A 16,191-nucleotide genomic window follows, 5' to 3' on the forward strand; every position below is an offset into this window, starting at 1 on the left:
CCGGCCCCGCCCCCCCCCCCGGGGCGCGCCCCGCGCGGCCGGGGGGTTCAAACCCCCACCCCCCCCCGCGCCCCCCCCCCCCCCCCCGCCGGGGGGGGGCGGGCCCACGTAGCGGAATTGGTCTGAGCTAGTTAATGGCTGCCTTCAGTTCCTTGGCGGCCAACCCGGGGTCTGAAGCGCTGTAGATGGCACTGCCTGCAACGGCGACGTCTGCGCCAGCCAGCTGCACGGCTGCAATGGTTCCGACGTTCACGCCACCAGCTACGGAGAACGGCACGCGTGCTTCCTCGCCTGCGTTGAGCAGCGTGCGCAGGTTGTAACCGGGCTGTGCCTGCTCATCCAGGCCTGCATGGAACTCAACGAACTTGGCTCCCAACGCGCGGGCTTCCTTGGCACGGGAAACCTTGTCCGCCACACCGATCAAGTCCACCACGATGCCCTTGTTGTGAGTCTTCGCGGCCTTGACCGCGCCGGCAATGGTGGAGTCATCGGCCGTGCCCAGGACAGAGACCAGGTCCGCTCCGGCGCTGAAGGCGATGTCGGCTTCGAGCTCACCTGCATCCATGGTCTTCATGTCCGCGAAGACGATCTTGCTGGGGTGGGCTTCCTTGATCGCGGTGACTGCGCTCAGGCCTGCAGCTTTGATCAGCGGTGTGCCGAGCTCGATGATGTCCACGTGCTCGGCCACTTTGGCGGCCAGTTCCAAGGCGTCCTCGACGGTGAGGAGATCCAGTGCTACCTGAAGTTTCATGGTGTTCTTCTTTCATTCGGAATGTTTCGTGTGGAGCGGGTAGTGCGGGCTAGGGGTGGGATTACTCGAGATTGGCGTGGCGCAGCCAGAGGTGTTCCGCAGGCTCGTTGGTGTCCTCCCAGAGCGTTTGGAACACTGTCTCCGTTGCAAGGAAGAGGGATTGCTCGAACAGGCTGCCGGAGTACTGGCGGGAACGGCTGGAGCCGTGATCGGTTTTCTGCGCTGCGGGTATGATCACCAGCGCATCGGCCAGGGCGGCCAAGGGTGATTCCTGGTCGGTGGTCACGGCGGCAACGTCCGCCCCGGCGGCGGCTGCGGTTTGCGCTGACTTGACCACACCTGAGGTGGTTCCCGAGCCGGATGCCACCAGCAGGAGGTCACCAGAGGCGATGGCGGGCGTGGTGGTGTCGCCGGCAACATGGACCGTCAGGCCCAAGTGCATGAGTCGCATGGCTGCCATGCGAAGAACCAGTCCGCTGCGCCCGGCTCCTGCGAGGAAGACACGCTCTGCCCCTCGGATTCTGTCGGCGAGGACTGCCAGCTGGTTGACGTCGATCGCGTTGGTGGTGCTGACAAGTTCGTCCTGGATCAGGGACAGGTTGAGCGCGGCCCGGGCTGGCGTTTGGCTCAGGGCGGGCTTTTCTGCGACAGCGTCCACACTCTCTCCTTCAGTAACCGTGGTGTTTGCTTCCCTTCCAGCTTGGTGCAGTCCAAGGGTGGGGAGAACGCTGATTTGTGACAGTCTTTCCTATCCGTTTGGGTAGTACCGGACCCTGTTTGGCACATATGCTGGCCGAATGCAGAACTGGGCACTCCTCCACTCCGTCAGCGACCTGGCTGCCGCGCCGCTGAACCGCATTGCCGAAAGCCTCCGTGAGGCCACTCTCCCGTTCCTGGCAAGCAGTGCTCTGGTCATCTTCACGGAGGACTGCACGGGACGGCCCCAGAAGAAGGCGGGCGACGAAAGCATAGTCAGCCGCGTGTCCATCACGGAACTGGACCAGTTGCGCTCGGCGATGCCGGGTGAGGATCCGTGGCGCACGTCCGCGGTCATCGCCGGTGAGGAGCGGCAAGTCCTTGCCTTGGGCTATGCGCCCAGCCAGGCGCTGCTGGTGCTGACCGACCCCTCCGTGACTGCCGGGTTGGAAGGATCGGAAGCAGCAGGGGAAGCGCACCGTCTTCTCAGCTATCTGTGGGGATTAACCGCCCGACGCATCCAGGAGAAGGTAACCGACGCGCCGCCGTCGTACCTTTTGGAATCACGGGCCGCATCCGCTGAGCGGATCCGCGTAACGGCCGAGCTGGTCGACCAGCACTCCACGACCCTTGAAACGCTGCTGGCGGCCTTGCGGTCGACCTCCATGAACGACGCCGTGGCGCGCGCCTCAGTGACGGACCTAGCCGTCAAGGCACTGGTGGATTTGCGGACGCTCAGCGACCGGACCAGTGATCTGGTGGAGGAACCGGTGGCGACCGCATTTGAGCGGCTTCGCGAAGACCTCCGCCCCCTGATGCACTTCAGCAATATCGACATCCAGTTCATCGAGCCGCCCGCCAACGGGCGTGCACTCCCTGGTGAGGTTGCCCATGCTGCCCGCGCCGTTGTCCGTGGGCTTGTGCTGGCCATCGCGGAGCAGCCGGACGTCCGCCGGGTCCGGGCACAGTGGGATTGCGACGGCGAGAACCTGCTGATCAATGTGCGCGACGACGGCCTGGGCGCCCTCTCGCCGGATTCTCCCAACATCGTCCGGCTGCAGCAGCGGGTGCAGGCAGTTGACGGGCGGATGTCCCTCGAGGTGATGCAGGGCTGGGGTGCCGATATTTCCGTGGTGTTGCCGCTGGATCCGCCGGCGGCTCCAGCAGGTGATGTTGCCGTCTGGGATCTGGCGCCCCGCGAGTTGGAGGTCCTGCAGTTGCTCACTTCAGGGCAGCGGAACCGGGGCATCGCTGGTGCGCTCCACATCAGTGAGAACACGGTGAAGTTCCATATCCGGAACCTCTTCCGGAAACTCGACGTGCGTTCCAGGACCGAGGCGATTGCTTTGGCGCACTCAGCTGGCCTGCGGTAAAGGAATCTATTTCGCACGACATCATGAACGCACGACGCCGGTGGGCGGCTTTCGTTTATGGGACGAACCGGTAGCCCATCCCGGGCTCGGTGATGAAATGGCGCGGGTTGCCCGGTTCAACTTCCAGCTTTCGGCGGAGCTGGGCCATGTAGACGCGCAAGTAGTTGGCTTCCTTGGCATACGCCGGGCCCCAGACTTCGCTGAGGAGCTGCTGTTGGGTGATCAGTTTGTCCGGATTGCGGACCAGGATGTCCAGGATGTTCCATTCGGTGGGCGTCATCCTGACGTCCTGTCCGGACTTGGTGATTTGCCTCTTCGCAAGGTCCACGGTGAAAGAGCTGGTCTCGATCGTGGTGGTTTCCCCGCTGGATTCGGTGCTTCGCCGCAGGATGGCCCGGAGGCGTGCCAGCAGTTCGTCCAGTCCGAAGGGCTTGGTGATGTAGTCGTCCGCGCCGGCGTCGAGGGCTTCCACCTTGTCGCTGGACCCGTGCCGGGCTGACAGGACCAGGATGGGCACGGCGCTCCACTCGCGGAGCCGGGTGATGACCGTGGTGCCGTCGATGTCCGGCAAGCCCAGGTCAAGGATGACGACGTTGACTGGCCGTTGCGCGGCAGCGTGGAGTGCCGATTCCCCATCCATGGCTGTTGTGACCGTGTATCCCTGCCCTTTGAGGGTGATGGCAAGTGCGCGGACAATGTGGGGATCGTCGTCCACTACCAAAACGCTATTCATGCCGGATGCCATTCACTGGGTGTCTTTCGGGGGACGGGAGGAAGTACACGCCCGTGGATAAGGGCAGCCGGATCACCATGGTCAGGCCGCCGCCGGGTGTTTCCTCGGCGGTGAGGGTGCCGCCCATTGCCTCGGTGAATCCCTTGGCCACGGCGAGTCCCAACCCCACTCCAGTGGCGGCCGGGACGTCGTCGAGCCGCTGGAAGGGCTGGAACATTTGGAGCACGCTGGCCGCGGGGACACCTTGGCCATGGTCGATGATTCGGAGTTCGCTGGCCGGTTGCCCGGCCAAGGTGGTGGTGCTGAGTCCGCCGGCGGCGCCAACAATCACGATGTCGGAGGTCGGCGCGTATTTCACGGCATTCTCCACGATGTTGGCAACCACCCGTTCAAGCATGCCGGCGTCGGCGTCCACCTCGGGCATGTTGGGGAGGAGGTCCACACGGACCCGTCCAGCCGGGACTCCGTGAAGTGCAGCTGGAATCACGTCGAACCAACGGACGGGCTTGATCAGGGCGTTCACAGAATCGGAGGTAATCCGGGACATGTCCAGGAGGTTCCCCACCAGCACGTCCAAGCGGTCCGAGCATTCATCGATGGTGGCCAGGAGCTCCTGTTCCTCTTGTTCCGTGTAGTGGATACCGGGCTGCCGCAGGCCGCCGACGGCCAGTTTGATGCCGGCCAGGGGGGTGCGGAGGTCGTGGGATACGGCGCGGAGAATGGACGTGCGCATCGTGTTGCTTTCGGCCAGCCGCATGACTTCGCGGCGGCTCGCTGCAAGTTGCCGGCGTTCCAGCTGTGCTGAGAGGTGTGAGCCGAAGGCACCGAGCAGGCGGCGGTCGCTGGCAGGGAGGACCCGGCCGGTCAGGACCAGTCGCGTGCTGGCGTCGATCTGTTCGATGTTCTCGTTGTCGTCCGGGGCTTCATCCCCGGCCGCGGCTACGAGTCGCCAGCCGTCGTCAGGGGAAGACGACTCGTAGAGGGCGGCCCGGCGGACTTGGAAGACGTCCACAGCCTGCTCCAGCAGGCCCACCACCGTGTCCTCGGCCGTGGTCGCTCCGCGGGTGAGATCGCCCAGGGTGGCTGCTTCCGAACGGGCCCGGGCGGCCTCCTTGGAGCGCCTGGCCGAAAGGTCCACCACCACGGCCACAGCCGAGGAAACCCCCGCGAAGACCAGCAGTGCCAGCAGGTTCTGGGGATCGCTGATGGTCAGGGTGCCAAGGGGCGGAACGGAGAAGAAATTCACCAGGGCACTGCTCCACAGGGCACCCAGCAAAGCGGGCCACAGGCCACCCACCAGGGCAACGGCAACAGAACCGCTGAGCTGGACCAGGACGGCCGTCGCGATGTTGTGCGATGGGCTTGCGGCCAACAGGAGTTGCAGCAGGACGGGCACCACAATGGCCATGGCAAAGCCAACCATCACCCGGACCCGGCCCAGGTCGCGTGGCCGCGAAGGTTCCTTGCCGCGGCCACCAAGGGGATGCGAAACCATGTGGACGTCGATGTCGCCCGAGTCCCGGACCACTTTGTTCCCTACGCCGCCGGTGAGCCGCCCGGCCAGGGCCTTCCGACGCGATACGCCCACCACGATCTGGGTGGCATTGACGCTTCGGGCGAAGTCGAGCAAGGCTTTGGCGGGGTCCTCACCAGCCACAATGTGGTAGCTGCCGCCGAGATCCCGGATGAGGGTGCGTTGGGCTTCCAAGGCCTGCGGGGATTCGGCGGCCACGCCATCGGCCGCGCGAACATGGACGGCCAGCAGATCGCCTCCGTTGACACGTTTGAGGATCCTCGCGGCCCGTCGGATCAGGACCTCACCTTCGGGACCACCTGTCAGTCCGATGACGATGCGTTCCCTGGCCGGCCAGCTTTCCTCGATCTGGTTTTCTTCACGGTAGCGGGCCAGGCCTTCGTCCACCCGGTCCGCAAGCCACAGCAGGGCAAGCTCGCGGAGCGCCGTCAGGTTACCCACCCGGAAGTAGTTGGACAGGGCCGCGTCGATCTTGTCCGCGGCGTAGATCTTGCCGTCGCCCAGCCGCTGCCTCAGCAGTTCCGGTGAGATGTCCACCAGGTGGATCTGGTCGGCGCGACGCACGACGTCGTCCGGGACAGTCTCCGCCTGGTGCACATCGGTGATGGCGCTGACGACGTCGCCCAGGGAGGCCAGATGCTGCACGTTGACGGTGGAGAGGACATCGATACCCGCTTCCAGCAGTTCCTCAATGTCCTCCCAGCGCTTGTGGTTGCGGCTGCCGGGGATGTTCGTGTGCGCGTACTCGTCAACGATGGCTATGCGCGGCCGACGCTCCAGGACGGCGTCCAGGTCCAGTTCCTCAAACGAACTGCCCCGGTAGTCGATGCTCCGGGTGGGGATGACTTCGAGCCCTTGGGTCAATGCGCGGGTATCGGCGCGGCCGTGGTGCATGGCGAAGGCCACCACCACGTCCTCGCCACGGCCAAGCAATCTGTGGGCTTCCTCGAGCATGGCGTAGGTCTTGCCGACGCCCGGGGCGGCCCCCAGGAATATTCTCAGTGTTGCCCGCGCCATAACGTCATTCTTCCACTCGGAACGGGAGCCTACTGATCATTGCCGGCCGCGGCGACATCCAGGTTCAGCAGTGTCACGTTGACCGACGGTTGGCCGAGGAACGCTTCCAGCCCGCTGCTCGTCCGCTTGTCCACCAAACCCTGCACAACGTCCGTGCTGAGCCCGTGGGCTGCAGCAACCCGGGCGACCTGGAGGGCCGCGTAGTCAGGTGAGATGTGTGGATCAAGGCCGGACCCGCTGGCCGTCACCGCATCGGCGGGGACGTCGGCCTCACTGACGCCTTCTGCCGCGGCCACTGCGGCGCGGTTGGCGGCAACGGCGTCGAGCAGTTTCGCGTCGTTGGGGCCCAAATTGCTGGCCGAAGACGATGCGGGATCCCATCCGACGGCCGAGGGCCGTGCGTGGAACCACGCGGGATCCTGCGTGCCGGCGTCGTCTGCGGACACCTGGGCGATCAGTGCCGATGCCGCGGGTTCGCCCGCAGAGTCCTTGACCACTGAACCGTTCGCTTGGAAGGGAGCCACCAACTGCCCGACCCCGAAGATCGCAAGCGGGTACAGGAGCCCCAGGACGATGGTCGCGAGAAGCAGGAACCGGGCTGCGGTGCCCGCCTGGCGAAGATAACCGGTAAACACATTCATGGTGGAGTCCTAGCCGATGCCGGGGATGAGGGAAATGATCAGGTCAATGAGCTTGATCCCGAGGAACGGTGCCACGAGGCCGCCGAGGCCATACAGCAGCAGATTCCTGGCAAGCGCTTGATTCGCGGACACGGCACGGTACTTCACGCCACGCAGCGCCAAAGGAACCAGTACCAGGATGATGAGGGCGTTGAAGATCACCGCCGAAAGGATGGCCGACGACGGACTCGCCAGGCCCATGATGTTCAGCATCCCGAGTCCCGGGAACGCAGCAGTGAACAGCGCCGGCACGATCGCGAAGTACTTCGCCACGTCATTGGCCACCGAGAACGTGGTCAGCGCCCCGCGTGTTATCAGCAGTTGCTTGCCGATGCCCACGATGTTGATCAGTTTGGTGGGATCGGAATCCAGGTCCACCATGTTGGCCGCCTCCTTGGCAGCGGGTGTTCCCGAATTCATCGCCACGCCCACGTCAGCCGCGGCCAACGCTGGGGCGTCGTTGGTGCCGTCACCCGTCATGGCAACCAACCGCCCTTCGCCCTGCTCGCGCCGGATGACGTCCAGTTTGTCCTCGGGCGTGGCTTCCGCCACGAAGTCGTCGACGCCGGCCTCCGCCGCGATTGCCTTTGCCGTCACGGGGTTGTCGCCGGTGATCATCACCGTGCGGATCCCCATCCTGCGCAGCTCCGCGAAACGGGCGTGCATGCCGGGCTTGACCACATCGGCCAGGTGCACTGTTCCCAGAACCCGGGCGCCGCCGTCGTGCGTGTGCTCGGCGACCAGCAGCGGCGTGCCGCCCTCGGCGGAGATTTCCTGCACTCGACGCTGGACTTCTGCAGGCATGCGCCCACCGGCTTCGGCGACGAAGCGTTCGACGGCGGCCGCGGCGCCTTTGCGGATCAGGCGCCCGTCGACGTCCAGCCCGCTCATGCGTGTGCTGGCCGTGAACTCCACGATGCTGATGTCCTTGGAGTCCTTACGGAGGTGGTCAAGCTCCGGGCCGTCCACGCCTTTGTCGTTGGCGAGTTCCACAATGGAGCGGCCCTCAGGGGTTTCATCCGCGAGGCTGGACAACCGGGCCGCGGTGATGAGTTCGTGGCGTTCCACGTCGTTGGCCGGGAAGAAGTTGACCGCCCGCCTGTTGCCGTAGGTGATGGTGCCCGTCTTATCCAGCAGCAATGTGGTGATGTCACCGGCAGTTTCCACTGCCCGCCCGGAGGTCGCCAGCACGTTGTGTTGGACCAGTCGGTCCATGCCGGCGATGCCGATAGCCGGAACCAGGGCGCCAATGGTGGTGGGAATGAGGCAAACCAGGAGGGCGACCAGGACGATCGGCGACGGTGTTGCTCCCGCCAGCGACGCGAGCGGGGCCAGGGTCATGGTGACCACCAGGAACACGATGGTCAACGAAACCAGGAGCACGTGCAGGGCGATCTCATTGGGAGTCTTTTGACGGACGGCTCCCTCAACGAGTTTGATCATCCGGTCAATGAACGTAGCTCCGGGTTCAGCCGTGATGCGGACCAAGATCCGGTCCGACAAAACCTTGGTACCGCCGGTCACTGACGAACGGTCACCGCCGGACTCCCGGATGACCGGTGCTGACTCGCCCGTGATGGTGGACTCGTCCACGCTTGCTAGGCCTTCGATGATTTCGCCGTCGGAGGGGATAACGTCACCCGCTTCGCAGATGACGACGTCGTTGAGCTTGAGGTCCGTGCCGGCCACTTCCTTGGTGGTTCCATCGTCCAGCCGCAGGCGGGCCAGGACGCCCTTGCGGCTGGCGCGGAGGCTGTCCGCCTGGGCTTTCCCCCGGCCCTCGGCGATGGCCTCGGACAGGGTGCCGAACAGGACCGTCAGCCAAAGCCACGCCGTGACAACAATGCCAAAGACTGCCGGTTTGAACACACAAATCAAGGTGCAGGCGGCGGCTCCCACCAGCACCACGAACATGACGGGCGAATGGACCATCTGCCGGGGATCCAGCTTTTTGAACGCCACCGGCAGGGCCGCGCGGAGAGTGGCGGCATTGAGTTTCGCCGGAGCCTTGGTGTGGTGTTTGTGTTCCCCGGGTGTTCCGAGTGGGTTGCCGTCAGCGTAGGTGAGTGCTGACGTGTCCGCGGCTGTAGCCGTGCTGGACCGGGTCATTTGATAAGTCCTTCTGCGAGTGGGCCCAGGGCGAGGGCAGGGAAGTAGCTGAGGGCCGTCATGATCACGGTGACGCTGAGGAGGAGTGATCCGAAGAGCCCTCCGTGGGTTGGCACGGTTCCCGCTGATGCGGGGATCTTCCGTTGCCGCGCCAAGGACCCGGCCAGTGCCAGGACCAGGACGATCGGGAGGAAGCGACCCAGCAACATGGCAATTCCGAGCATCACGGACAGATACGGTCCGGAGCTGGTGATACCACCGAAAGCTGAACCGTTGTTGTTGGCGCCTGAGGTGAAGGCATACAGCAACTCACTGAACTGGTGGGGTCCGGCCGCCGGCGCGTTGGCCATGACGTCAGGGAGCAGCGCTGTGATGCCTGCCAGGACCAGCACCAGGGTGGGGGTCACCAGGATGTAGAGGGCCGCGAGCTTCATTTCCCGCGGGCCGATCTTCTTGCCCAGGAACTCCGGCGTCCGGCCGACCATCAGGCCTGCGATGAAGACGGCGATAATCGCCAGGATCAGCATGCCGTACAGTCCGGAACCGGTGCCTCCGGGGGCCACCTCGCCCAGCATCATGTTCACCATGGCGATTCCGCCCGCGAGAGGGGGAAGGGAATCATGGGCCACATTCACCGCTCCGGTGGAGGTGAGGGTGGTGGACGCGGCGAAGATGGAGCTTGCGGCTGGCCCCAGGCGTTGTTCGAAGCCTTCACCCAAGCCTCCGGCCGCCGACGATGCAGCCCCTTGGCCCGACGCGACCGCCCAGCCCATCAGGGCAGTGGAGGTCAGCCAAAGAGCGGCCATGACGCCGGCAACGGTGAAGCCTTGGCGCCGGTCGCCGACCATCCTTCCGTAGGTATAGGGAAGGGCGGAAGGGATGAGCAGGATCAGGAACACCTGGAACAGGCTGGTGAAGACACTTGGATTCTCGAAGGGGTGGGCGGAGTTGGCGTTGAAGTAGCCGCCGCCGTTGGTGCCCAGGACCTTGATGGCCTCCTGGGAGGCTACCGGTCCGCCAGGTATCACCTGGGTGACCCCCGTGGCTTGGTTGGCAACCTCGGTGGACCAGAAATTCTGTACGACGCCGCCCATCACCAACGCGATGGCGCCCACTGCGGCGATGGGCAGCAGGAGCCGGAAAGATGCCCGGGTGACATCAACCCAGAAGTTACCCAAACGGTCCGTCTTTGTCCGCACGATGCCGCGGATCAAGGCCACGGCCACCACGATTCCAACTGCGGCGGAGAGGAAATTCTGCACTGCCAGGAGGCACATCTGGACGAAGGTGCCCACGGTGGCCTCAGGCACGTACGTTTGCCAGTTGGTGTTGGTGACAAAGGAGATGGCCGTGTTCATGGCGATCCACGGATCTACGCCCGGAAGCCCGTTGCTCCCGGGCAGCAGACCCTGAAGCCGCTGCAGGGCAAAGATAGCCAGGATGGAAACGGCCGAAAAGACCAGAACGCTGCGCAGATACACAGACCAGCTCTGTTCAGTTCCGACGTCCACCCCCGCGAGCCGGTAGAACACCCGCTCCAACCTGGAATGCGTGCTCCCCGCGAAAACGCGTTCCATGTAGAGGCCCAAGGGCTTGTGCAACAGAAGCAACGCGAGGAGAAGGACAACTATTTGGGTGATGAATGCTGCCGTGCTGAAAACCACTTGCCGTCACCACTTTTCCGGGTGAAGCAACACAGCCAGCAAGTACCCGGTCATGGCCAGGCCCACGATGAACAACGCAACCCACATGATGGCGTCCAGGTTCATTGCCCGCTCACCGGGCCCTCGCCGTCGATCATTTTGCCCAAAAGGTGGGCCACCCACATCACGATTCCCATGCTCACCACGAGAATCGCCACAACAGCCACGTCGGCCATTGGAACGTCCTTTCATCCGCGCCCCGTTCGCGGGGCTGATGTCAGTCAACCCCCGTGAAAGTGGCCAAAAGGCGTTCCTTACGGTTCCTTAACGCGGCGGCCCCAAATCTTGACGCGCTCTTAACGTTCCCCCGTATGGCGGGCTTCCCAAGGCAGCAGGGTGGCGCGGCCAGCGACCCGGTTCACGCATGCCTGGGCAATTTATGGTTCAGAGGCCAACAAATTTGCGCCATTGTGGGCTATCTTGATCGTTAGGCGGCTCAAATTGACAATTCCCCCGGGAGGGTCCGCAGGCTGCTTGGTAATAATGCTGTTGTTTCATGTTCTGCACGTTTGTAATTGTTCTGTATCGATGAAAGGAAAAGCCTTGGCTGTTTCTGTTGAATTGGGCAAAGCACTCGACAAATCCTACGAAAATGCAAGCCTGGACGAAGTCCTCGCCGCACCGCCGTCGGCGCTTGCCGGACTGACCGAAAAACACGATGAATTACTTGCAGGGCTGGGCATCAAGACGGTGCGCGATCTCGGCAGCAACAAGTTCTTTGCCACCGCCGGCGTGCTGGTGGCGTTGGCTGGAAAAGCTGACTGAAAGACTCAACGCCAAGCGAACGACGACGGGACTTCCCGTCGTCGTTCGCTTTGTCAGCGCAGTATCTCCACCAGGGCCACCCACGAAAAAACCACCGCACCGATCAGCGCGATGATCGTTCCGAGGGCCACCACCACCAAACCGGCCGGAAGGGATATAACGATCAGGACGCCGCCCACGGCGTAGATCACCAAAGGGAAAACGAACGAGGCGATGTGCTGGGCATCCCAGCGGTGCTGATGTCCGGGAGTGTCGTCCTCCAGGAAGGTGGTTTACCCGGCAACAGGTGACGGGAGGCCGAACTCTTCCTACGATTAGGCCCATGGAACCCATGGACAATGCCGAACACATCCGAAGCCTGCACGAATTGGTAGTCGGCAGCTCAGACATCCACGGAATTTTGAACGGCGTGACTGGCTTCGCCTCCGACGCAATGAGCAAAGTGGCCGGGGAGAACATCGATTGTGCCCTCACACTGCGTCGCCGCAAACGGACCTCCACTGTTGCAGGTAGCAGTGAGAGGGCAATTCAGCTGGACAAGATTGAACAGGCCCTTGGGCAGGGCCCCTGTCTGGAAGCGTTGGACGCCGGCCGTCCGGTGCTTCTGGCAGACGTTGCCACCGACACCAACTGGCCGGAGTACAGCCGGGCTTTGGCTGCAGAAGGTATCCACAGTGCCTTGGGTGTACCGATGGCCCTGGGTGAGACATCCCAGGCGGTCATCAACTTCTTCGCCCCAAAGGCGGGTACATTCACTGATGCTGTGATAGCCGAAGCTGCCTCGTTTACGGAGGTCACGGGAAGTACCCTGCGTCTGGCCATCAGGATCGAAACCGTGGAGCAACTGAACGCGGACCTGAAGACGGCGATGTCCTCCAGGACTGTCATTGACCTTGCCTGCGGCGTCATTATGGCCCAGAACCGTTGCAGCCAGGACGAGGCCTTCGAGTTCCTGACCAAGGCCTCGAGCCACAGGAACAAGAAACTGCATGCCGTCGCAACGGACATCATCGCGCACTTGAGCGGCAGCACCGAAAGCCATCTGCGCTTCGAAGACTGAAACCAGCGGTACAGCCCCCTCAGCAGTTCCACAATCTGCTCACGCTCGCGCGGTGGTGCCGGAATCCTGGCGTCCTCATAAGCATCAACCCAGTGTTTGCCGCGATCATCGGTGCCGTAGCCCTGCATCAGGACCTTGCCGTGGGGCAGTGGGCCGGGATCGGTCTGATCGTCGCAGCCACTGCGGCCGTGCTGCTGCTAAGCGGGTGCCGGGAGTCGTCGCGGCAACCTTGCGTTGATAGCCACGGCCCATGAGGGCCAAACTGATGATGGGTGCGAACAGCAGGAGCAGCAGGACGCTGCCCGTACCGGCTAGACCCGCCAGGAACACCAGTCCTGCCATGAACAACAGGCGGAAGTCCGGCGCTTCGGGCAACACAAAGGCGGCCGTCATGGCCATTCCGTGGGGTGAGTTCATTTCTTGCTCCTGGGGCGCATCCGTTGGCAGTTTTTCCGTCCACTGATAAGTGGGCGGAACCAGCTGAAAGTGACGCGGGTTCAGGCGGCCTTGTTGGTCAGGGCCGGCGCAACGGCATGTCCTTGGCCAGTTTCACCACGATCTTCTTGTCATTGCCTGGGTCCAGGGGGTCGTACCAGAGAGTGGTCTCCTGGCCGTCCACTACAGGCTCGGCGGCAGTAATCAGCAGCGGGCGCTGGACCCAGCGTTGGGTCCCGTTCGCATCGTGGAAAGTGAAAGTCACAGTAGTGAGGATCTTGGCGCTGTCGCTGAAGGACAGGTAGCCCTTGTCGGTGACCCTCGCTGACGTCATGGTGCCGGTGCTCATCACCATCGCTTCGCGGTGCGCGATGGCCCTGCGGGTCCTTGCGCCGATGATTCCCAGGATGCCGAGGAACAAGGCAATGGCCAGGCAGCCGGCGCCCACCCAGGTGAGCAGCGGCGTCAGGCCCGACTGGACCGCGATCGCTGCGACTCCGAGCGAGGCGCCAAGCCACGCCAAGGTCCCACCAAGGGCGAGTCCGAGTTTGCTGTGCTTTATGGCCACGGCAGTCCACGCGATGGAGCTCAGGACCAAAACCGGGATGCTTGAGACGATCGCGATCATGGGCAATGCCGGCGGTTCGACCTCTTCCAACAGGGCCAGGTGCGGCCAGCCATAACCTGCGGCGAGTCCGCCGATGAATTGGAAGGCCAGCGCCAGCACGATGCTGACCGGACCGGGGCGTTTGTTTGCGCGGAGTTTCCTGAGGGCGATGGGGTCCACAGTGCTCATGGGGCCCATTAAACAGGGTGGATGCAGTCATTCGGTGCTAGCCCTGCATCCGTTGCCTGAATTTTCGCGGCGTCTCGCCGGTTTCCCTGAGGAACTGACGGTTGAAGTTGGACAAGTTGCTGAAGCCTACCTCGTAGCAAATGTCCGATACTGGCTTGTCGGTGCGTTCCAGCAGGCGCCGTGAATGGGCCAGCCGCAGCTTCCGGACAAGGTCCGTGAAATTTTGCCCGGTGGCACGTTTGAAGTATTTGGAGAACGTGGGCTCGGCCATGCCCACCATCGCTGCGGCCTCTGACATGGAGACGCTGCCGGCATGGTTGCTGAACACGTACTCCAGGACAATGTCCACCACAGCTTCGGCCTGGCCGTCCAACTGCGGCCGGAACCATTCGTCGGCGAGGTATTTGCGTTCGTGGTCCGGTGCCCGGGAGAGGATCGCGAACAGGGCCAGCAGGTGACGCAGCCGTTCCAATCCGTTGGAGCCGCCCATGGCTTCAATGGAGGCGGCTGCCGTTTGTGCCGTCTGGCCAAAGAATTCGATCCCACGAGCCGACTGTTCCAGGAGCGGCAGTACCTCGGTCAGTTCGGGCACCAGTACAGCAGCCTGCTCCACCCATTTGCCGTCGAACTGGATCACGGCATCGCGATTTTCAAGGACTTCCCCTGGGTCGAGGTCGCTGACCCAGTCGTGAGGTAGTCCGGCCCCGACCAACGCGACGTGGCCGGCCTCGAAGGTGCCGATATGGTCGCCCACAATGAACTTCCCGGTGCCCTTGCGGATCAGGTGGATCTCGTACTCGGGATGATAGTTCCAGCGGGCTATAGGGCTGGGGTAGTCGTGTTCGTGCCATCTGACCGAATGATGTGGATCTTCGGGAATCACTTCGCGGTTGGCGCGCATCCCCACCAGACGGTGTGCCAGCCGCGTCGCTGCACCGTCTCCAGGATCGGTTGGACTCATCAGAGGCCTCCAGGGGAGCAGGGAAAATAAGTATCAGTATGCGTCATCAAGGACGCTAGTTGTGTCCCACCCCACACGCCTAGTGTTGAGGAACACAGCGAGGCTCCCCGGATATCCCGGCTGAATGCCCCGCCCAGGTCTTGTACTTCCACGCAGTAGTAGGAGTGCGGAGACTGCGCACCCCCATGAAGAACGAAGGAGTCCTCAATGCGCCCAAATACACGTGCGGCAGCCCTTGCAGCCGGCGCCCTGTGCATCGCGCTCACCGCCACGGCCTGTGCCGGAGCGGGCGGAACAGGGGCTGGTGACCGGAACAGCATCAGCGTCCTCATGGTCAACAACCCGCAGATGGAAGATCTGCAGAGGCTCACTGCGGATAACTTCACCAAGGAGACCGGCATCCGGGTCAACTACACGGTGCTGCCGGAGAACGATGTCCGGGCAAAGATCAGCCAGGAGTTCTCCAGCCAGGCCGGCCAGTACGACGTCGCCTCGTTGTCCAACTACGAGATCCCGTTCTACTCGGCCAACGGCTGGTTGGCGCCTCTTGACGATGTCGCGGACGACCCGGAGTTCAATCAGGCCGACATCCTCCCGGCCTACACCGCGTCCCTCACCGGCACCGACGGCAAGCTCTACGGTGAGCCGTTCTATGGCGAATCCTCATTCCTGATGTACCGGAAGGACGTTTTCGACGCCAAGGGCCTCACCATGCCGGACAAGCCCACCTGGGACGAAGTGGCACAGCTCGCCGCCAAAGTAGACGGTGCGGAACCAGGGATGAAGGGCATCTGCCTCCGGGGCCAGCCTGGGTGGGGGCAGGTCTTCGCGCCGCTGACAACGGTGGTCAACACCTTCGGCGGTACGTGGTTCGACAAAGACTGGAACGCCAAGGTCAACTCGCCCGAATTCACTGAAGCAACAGAGTTCTACACCAAGCTGGTGCGGGAACATGGTCAGGCCGGTGCAGCCCAGGCGGGCTTCACCGAATGCCTGAACAACCTCACCCAAAGCAAAGTGGCCATGTGGTACGACGCCACGTCGGCTGCCGGCGCGCTGGAGGCTGAAGCTTCCCCGGTGAAGGGCAAGATCGGTTACGCCCAGGCACCGGTGAAGGAAACCGCATCCTCCGGTTGGTTGTGGACGTGGTCCTGGGCCCTGCAGGCGGCTTCAAAGAAAAAGGACTCCGCTGAGAAGTTCATCGCGTGGGCCAGCTCCAAGGAATACGAAGAACTGGTGGCCTCCGAACTCGGTTGGGCCAAGGTGCCCTCGGGCAAGCGCATCTCCACGTATGAGAACGCCGACTTCCAGGACGCAGCCCCGTTCTTCGAAGCCGAACGTTTCGCCATTGAGAATGCAGACCCGAAGAACCCCGGCCTCCAGGAGCGGCCCGCCGTCGGCATCCAGTTTGTCGGCATCCCCGAGTTCGCCGCGCTTGGCACCAATGTCTCCCAAGGCGTGAGCTCTGCAATCGCCGGTCAAGGGAGCGTGGCCGATGCGCTGGCCAAGGGCCAGGAGGCCGCGCAAAAGGTTGGCGACAAATACAAGAAGAAGCAATAACGGAAACCGCAGGAGAAC

General features: G+C 63.3%; 16 protein-coding genes. 4 read left to right on the forward strand and 12 right to left on the reverse strand.

Going from position 1 to position 16,191, the window contains the following annotated elements:
• Nucleotides 1–127: 127 nt before the first annotated feature.
• On the reverse strand, nt 128–751 hold the full coding sequence (gene hxlA / locus LN996_RS11590) for a 3-hexulose-6-phosphate synthase (RefSeq protein WP_231340532.1): 624 nt from the start codon (nt 749–751) through the stop codon (nt 128–130).
• A 61-nt stretch (nt 752–812) separates the two neighbouring features.
• On the reverse strand, nt 813–1,409 hold the full coding sequence (gene hxlB / locus LN996_RS11595) for a 6-phospho-3-hexuloisomerase (RefSeq protein ID WP_231340533.1): 597 nt from the start codon (nt 1,407–1,409) through the stop codon (nt 813–815).
• Between the two features lie 139 nt (nt 1,410–1,548).
• Here hxlB and LN996_RS11600 point away from each other — a divergent pair, with 139 nt between their 5' ends.
• Nucleotides 1,549–2,820: a response regulator transcription factor family protein gene (locus LN996_RS11600; RefSeq protein WP_231340534.1), complete on the forward strand. Its 1,272-nt coding sequence runs from the start codon at nt 1,549–1,551 to the stop codon at nt 2,818–2,820.
• Between the two features lie 55 nt (nt 2,821–2,875).
• Here the strand turns inward: LN996_RS11600 and LN996_RS11605 are convergent, their stop codons facing one another.
• The 6 genes from LN996_RS11605 to LN996_RS11630 are packed head-to-tail and all read right to left on the reverse strand — an operon-like array spanning nt 2,876 to nt 10,662.
• Complete coding sequence (locus LN996_RS11605) at nt 2,876–3,553, reverse strand: response regulator (RefSeq protein WP_231340535.1); 678 nt, start codon at nt 3,551–3,553, stop codon at nt 2,876–2,878.
• Nucleotides 3,546–6,104 carry an ATP-binding protein gene (locus LN996_RS11610; RefSeq protein ID WP_231340536.1) on the reverse strand — a complete coding sequence of 853 codons (2,559 nt, stop codon included), beginning with the start codon at nt 6,102–6,104 and terminating at the stop codon, nt 3,546–3,548. The genes LN996_RS11605 and LN996_RS11610 overlap by 8 nt, the downstream gene beginning before the upstream one ends.
• Before the next feature lie 29 nt (nt 6,105–6,133).
• A complete protein-coding gene (kdpC, locus tag LN996_RS11615; protein ID WP_231340537.1) occupies nt 6,134–6,745 on the reverse strand; it encodes a K(+)-transporting ATPase subunit C in 612 nt (203 codons plus the stop codon).
• 9 nt (nt 6,746–6,754) lie between these two features.
• Entirely contained in the window at nt 6,755–8,893 is a 2,139-nt protein-coding gene (kdpB, locus tag LN996_RS11620; protein WP_231340538.1) for a potassium-transporting ATPase subunit KdpB, read from the reverse strand.
• Entirely contained in the window at nt 8,890–10,557 is a 1,668-nt protein-coding gene (gene kdpA / locus LN996_RS11625) for a potassium-transporting ATPase subunit KdpA (RefSeq protein WP_231340539.1), read from the reverse strand. Before kdpA ends, kdpB begins: the two co-directional genes overlap by 4 nt.
• A gap of 6 nt (nt 10,558–10,563) precedes the next feature.
• Entirely contained in the window at nt 10,564–10,662 is a 99-nt protein-coding gene (locus LN996_RS11630) for a potassium-transporting ATPase subunit F (RefSeq protein ID WP_159708520.1), read from the reverse strand.
• 462 nt (nt 10,663–11,124) lie between these two features.
• Between LN996_RS11630 and LN996_RS11635 the strand changes: the two genes are divergently transcribed.
• The gene (locus LN996_RS11635) at nt 11,125–11,361 is read left to right on the forward strand and encodes a hypothetical protein (protein ID WP_231340540.1); all 237 of its coding nucleotides are present in this window, start codon (nt 11,125–11,127) and stop codon (nt 11,359–11,361) included.
• Between the two features lie 53 nt (nt 11,362–11,414).
• Here the strand turns inward: LN996_RS11635 and LN996_RS11640 are convergent, their stop codons facing one another.
• The gene (locus tag LN996_RS11640) at nt 11,415–11,555 is read right to left on the reverse strand and encodes a hypothetical protein (RefSeq protein ID WP_231340541.1); all 141 of its coding nucleotides are present in this window, start codon (nt 11,553–11,555) and stop codon (nt 11,415–11,417) included.
• 128 nt (nt 11,556–11,683) lie between these two features.
• Between LN996_RS11640 and LN996_RS11645 the strand changes: the two genes are divergently transcribed.
• Complete coding sequence (locus tag LN996_RS11645; RefSeq protein WP_231340542.1) at nt 11,684–12,421, forward strand: GAF and ANTAR domain-containing protein; 738 nt, start codon at nt 11,684–11,686, stop codon at nt 12,419–12,421.
• Between the two features lie 105 nt (nt 12,422–12,526).
• On the opposite strand, the gene LN996_RS11650 is transcribed toward LN996_RS11645, so the two are convergent.
• From LN996_RS11650 to LN996_RS11660, 3 genes are all read right to left on the reverse strand, one after another.
• A complete protein-coding gene (locus LN996_RS11650; protein WP_231340543.1) occupies nt 12,527–12,838 on the reverse strand; it encodes a hypothetical protein in 312 nt (103 codons plus the stop codon).
• Between the two features lie 97 nt (nt 12,839–12,935).
• Nucleotides 12,936–13,652, reverse strand: a complete 717-nt coding sequence (locus LN996_RS11655) for a hypothetical protein (RefSeq protein WP_231340544.1) — start codon at nt 13,650–13,652, stop codon at nt 12,936–12,938.
• A 37-nt stretch (nt 13,653–13,689) separates the two neighbouring features.
• Nucleotides 13,690–14,613: an AraC family transcriptional regulator gene (locus LN996_RS11660; protein WP_231340545.1), complete on the reverse strand. Its 924-nt coding sequence runs from the start codon at nt 14,611–14,613 to the stop codon at nt 13,690–13,692.
• A 207-nt stretch (nt 14,614–14,820) separates the two neighbouring features.
• Here LN996_RS11660 and LN996_RS11665 point away from each other — a divergent pair, with 207 nt between their 5' ends.
• Nucleotides 14,821–16,173: a sugar ABC transporter substrate-binding protein gene (locus tag LN996_RS11665; RefSeq protein WP_231340546.1), complete on the forward strand. Its 1,353-nt coding sequence runs from the start codon at nt 14,821–14,823 to the stop codon at nt 16,171–16,173.
• Nucleotides 16,174–16,191 lie beyond the last annotated feature (18 nt).

The organism is Arthrobacter sp. AK01 (assembly GCF_021109375.1).
GTDB lineage: Bacteria > Actinomycetota > Actinomycetes > Actinomycetales > Micrococcaceae > Arthrobacter.

What these genes read in the sequence shown, in the direction of transcription:
- LN996_RS11655 (WP_231340544.1), bottom strand. Translation starts at nt 13,652, where the DNA reads ATGAGCACTGTGGACCCCATCGCCCTCAGGAAACTCCGCGCAAACAAA.
- LN996_RS11645 (WP_231340542.1), top strand. Translation starts at nt 11,684, where the DNA reads ATGGAACCCATGGACAATGCCGAACACATCCGAAGCCTGCACGAATTG.
- LN996_RS11630 (WP_159708520.1), bottom strand. Translation starts at nt 10,662, where the DNA reads ATGAACCTGGACGCCATCATGTGGGTTGCGTTGTTCATCGTGGGCCTG.
- hxlA (WP_231340532.1), bottom strand. Translation starts at nt 751, where the DNA reads ATGAAACTTCAGGTAGCACTGGATCTCCTCACCGTCGAGGACGCCTTG.
- LN996_RS11635 (WP_231340540.1), top strand. Translation starts at nt 11,125, where the DNA reads ATGAAAGGAAAAGCCTTGGCTGTTTCTGTTGAATTGGGCAAAGCACTC.
- LN996_RS11600 (WP_231340534.1), top strand. Translation starts at nt 1,549, where the DNA reads ATGCAGAACTGGGCACTCCTCCACTCCGTCAGCGACCTGGCTGCCGCG.
- LN996_RS11605 (WP_231340535.1), bottom strand. Translation starts at nt 3,553, where the DNA reads ATGAATAGCGTTTTGGTAGTGGACGACGATCCCCACATTGTCCGCGCA.
- LN996_RS11660 (WP_231340545.1), bottom strand. Translation starts at nt 14,613, where the DNA reads ATGAGTCCAACCGATCCTGGAGACGGTGCAGCGACGCGGCTGGCACAC.
- kdpB (WP_231340538.1), bottom strand. Translation starts at nt 8,893, where the DNA reads ATGACCCGGTCCAGCACGGCTACAGCCGCGGACACGTCAGCACTCACC.
- LN996_RS11610 (WP_231340536.1), bottom strand. Translation starts at nt 6,104, where the DNA reads ATGGCGCGGGCAACACTGAGAATATTCCTGGGGGCCGCCCCGGGCGTC.
- LN996_RS11665 (WP_231340546.1), top strand. Translation starts at nt 14,821, where the DNA reads ATGCGCCCAAATACACGTGCGGCAGCCCTTGCAGCCGGCGCCCTGTGC.
- LN996_RS11650 (WP_231340543.1), bottom strand. Translation starts at nt 12,838, where the DNA reads ATGAACTCACCCCACGGAATGGCCATGACGGCCGCCTTTGTGTTGCCC.
- kdpC (WP_231340537.1), bottom strand. Translation starts at nt 6,745, where the DNA reads ATGAATGTGTTTACCGGTTATCTTCGCCAGGCGGGCACCGCAGCCCGG.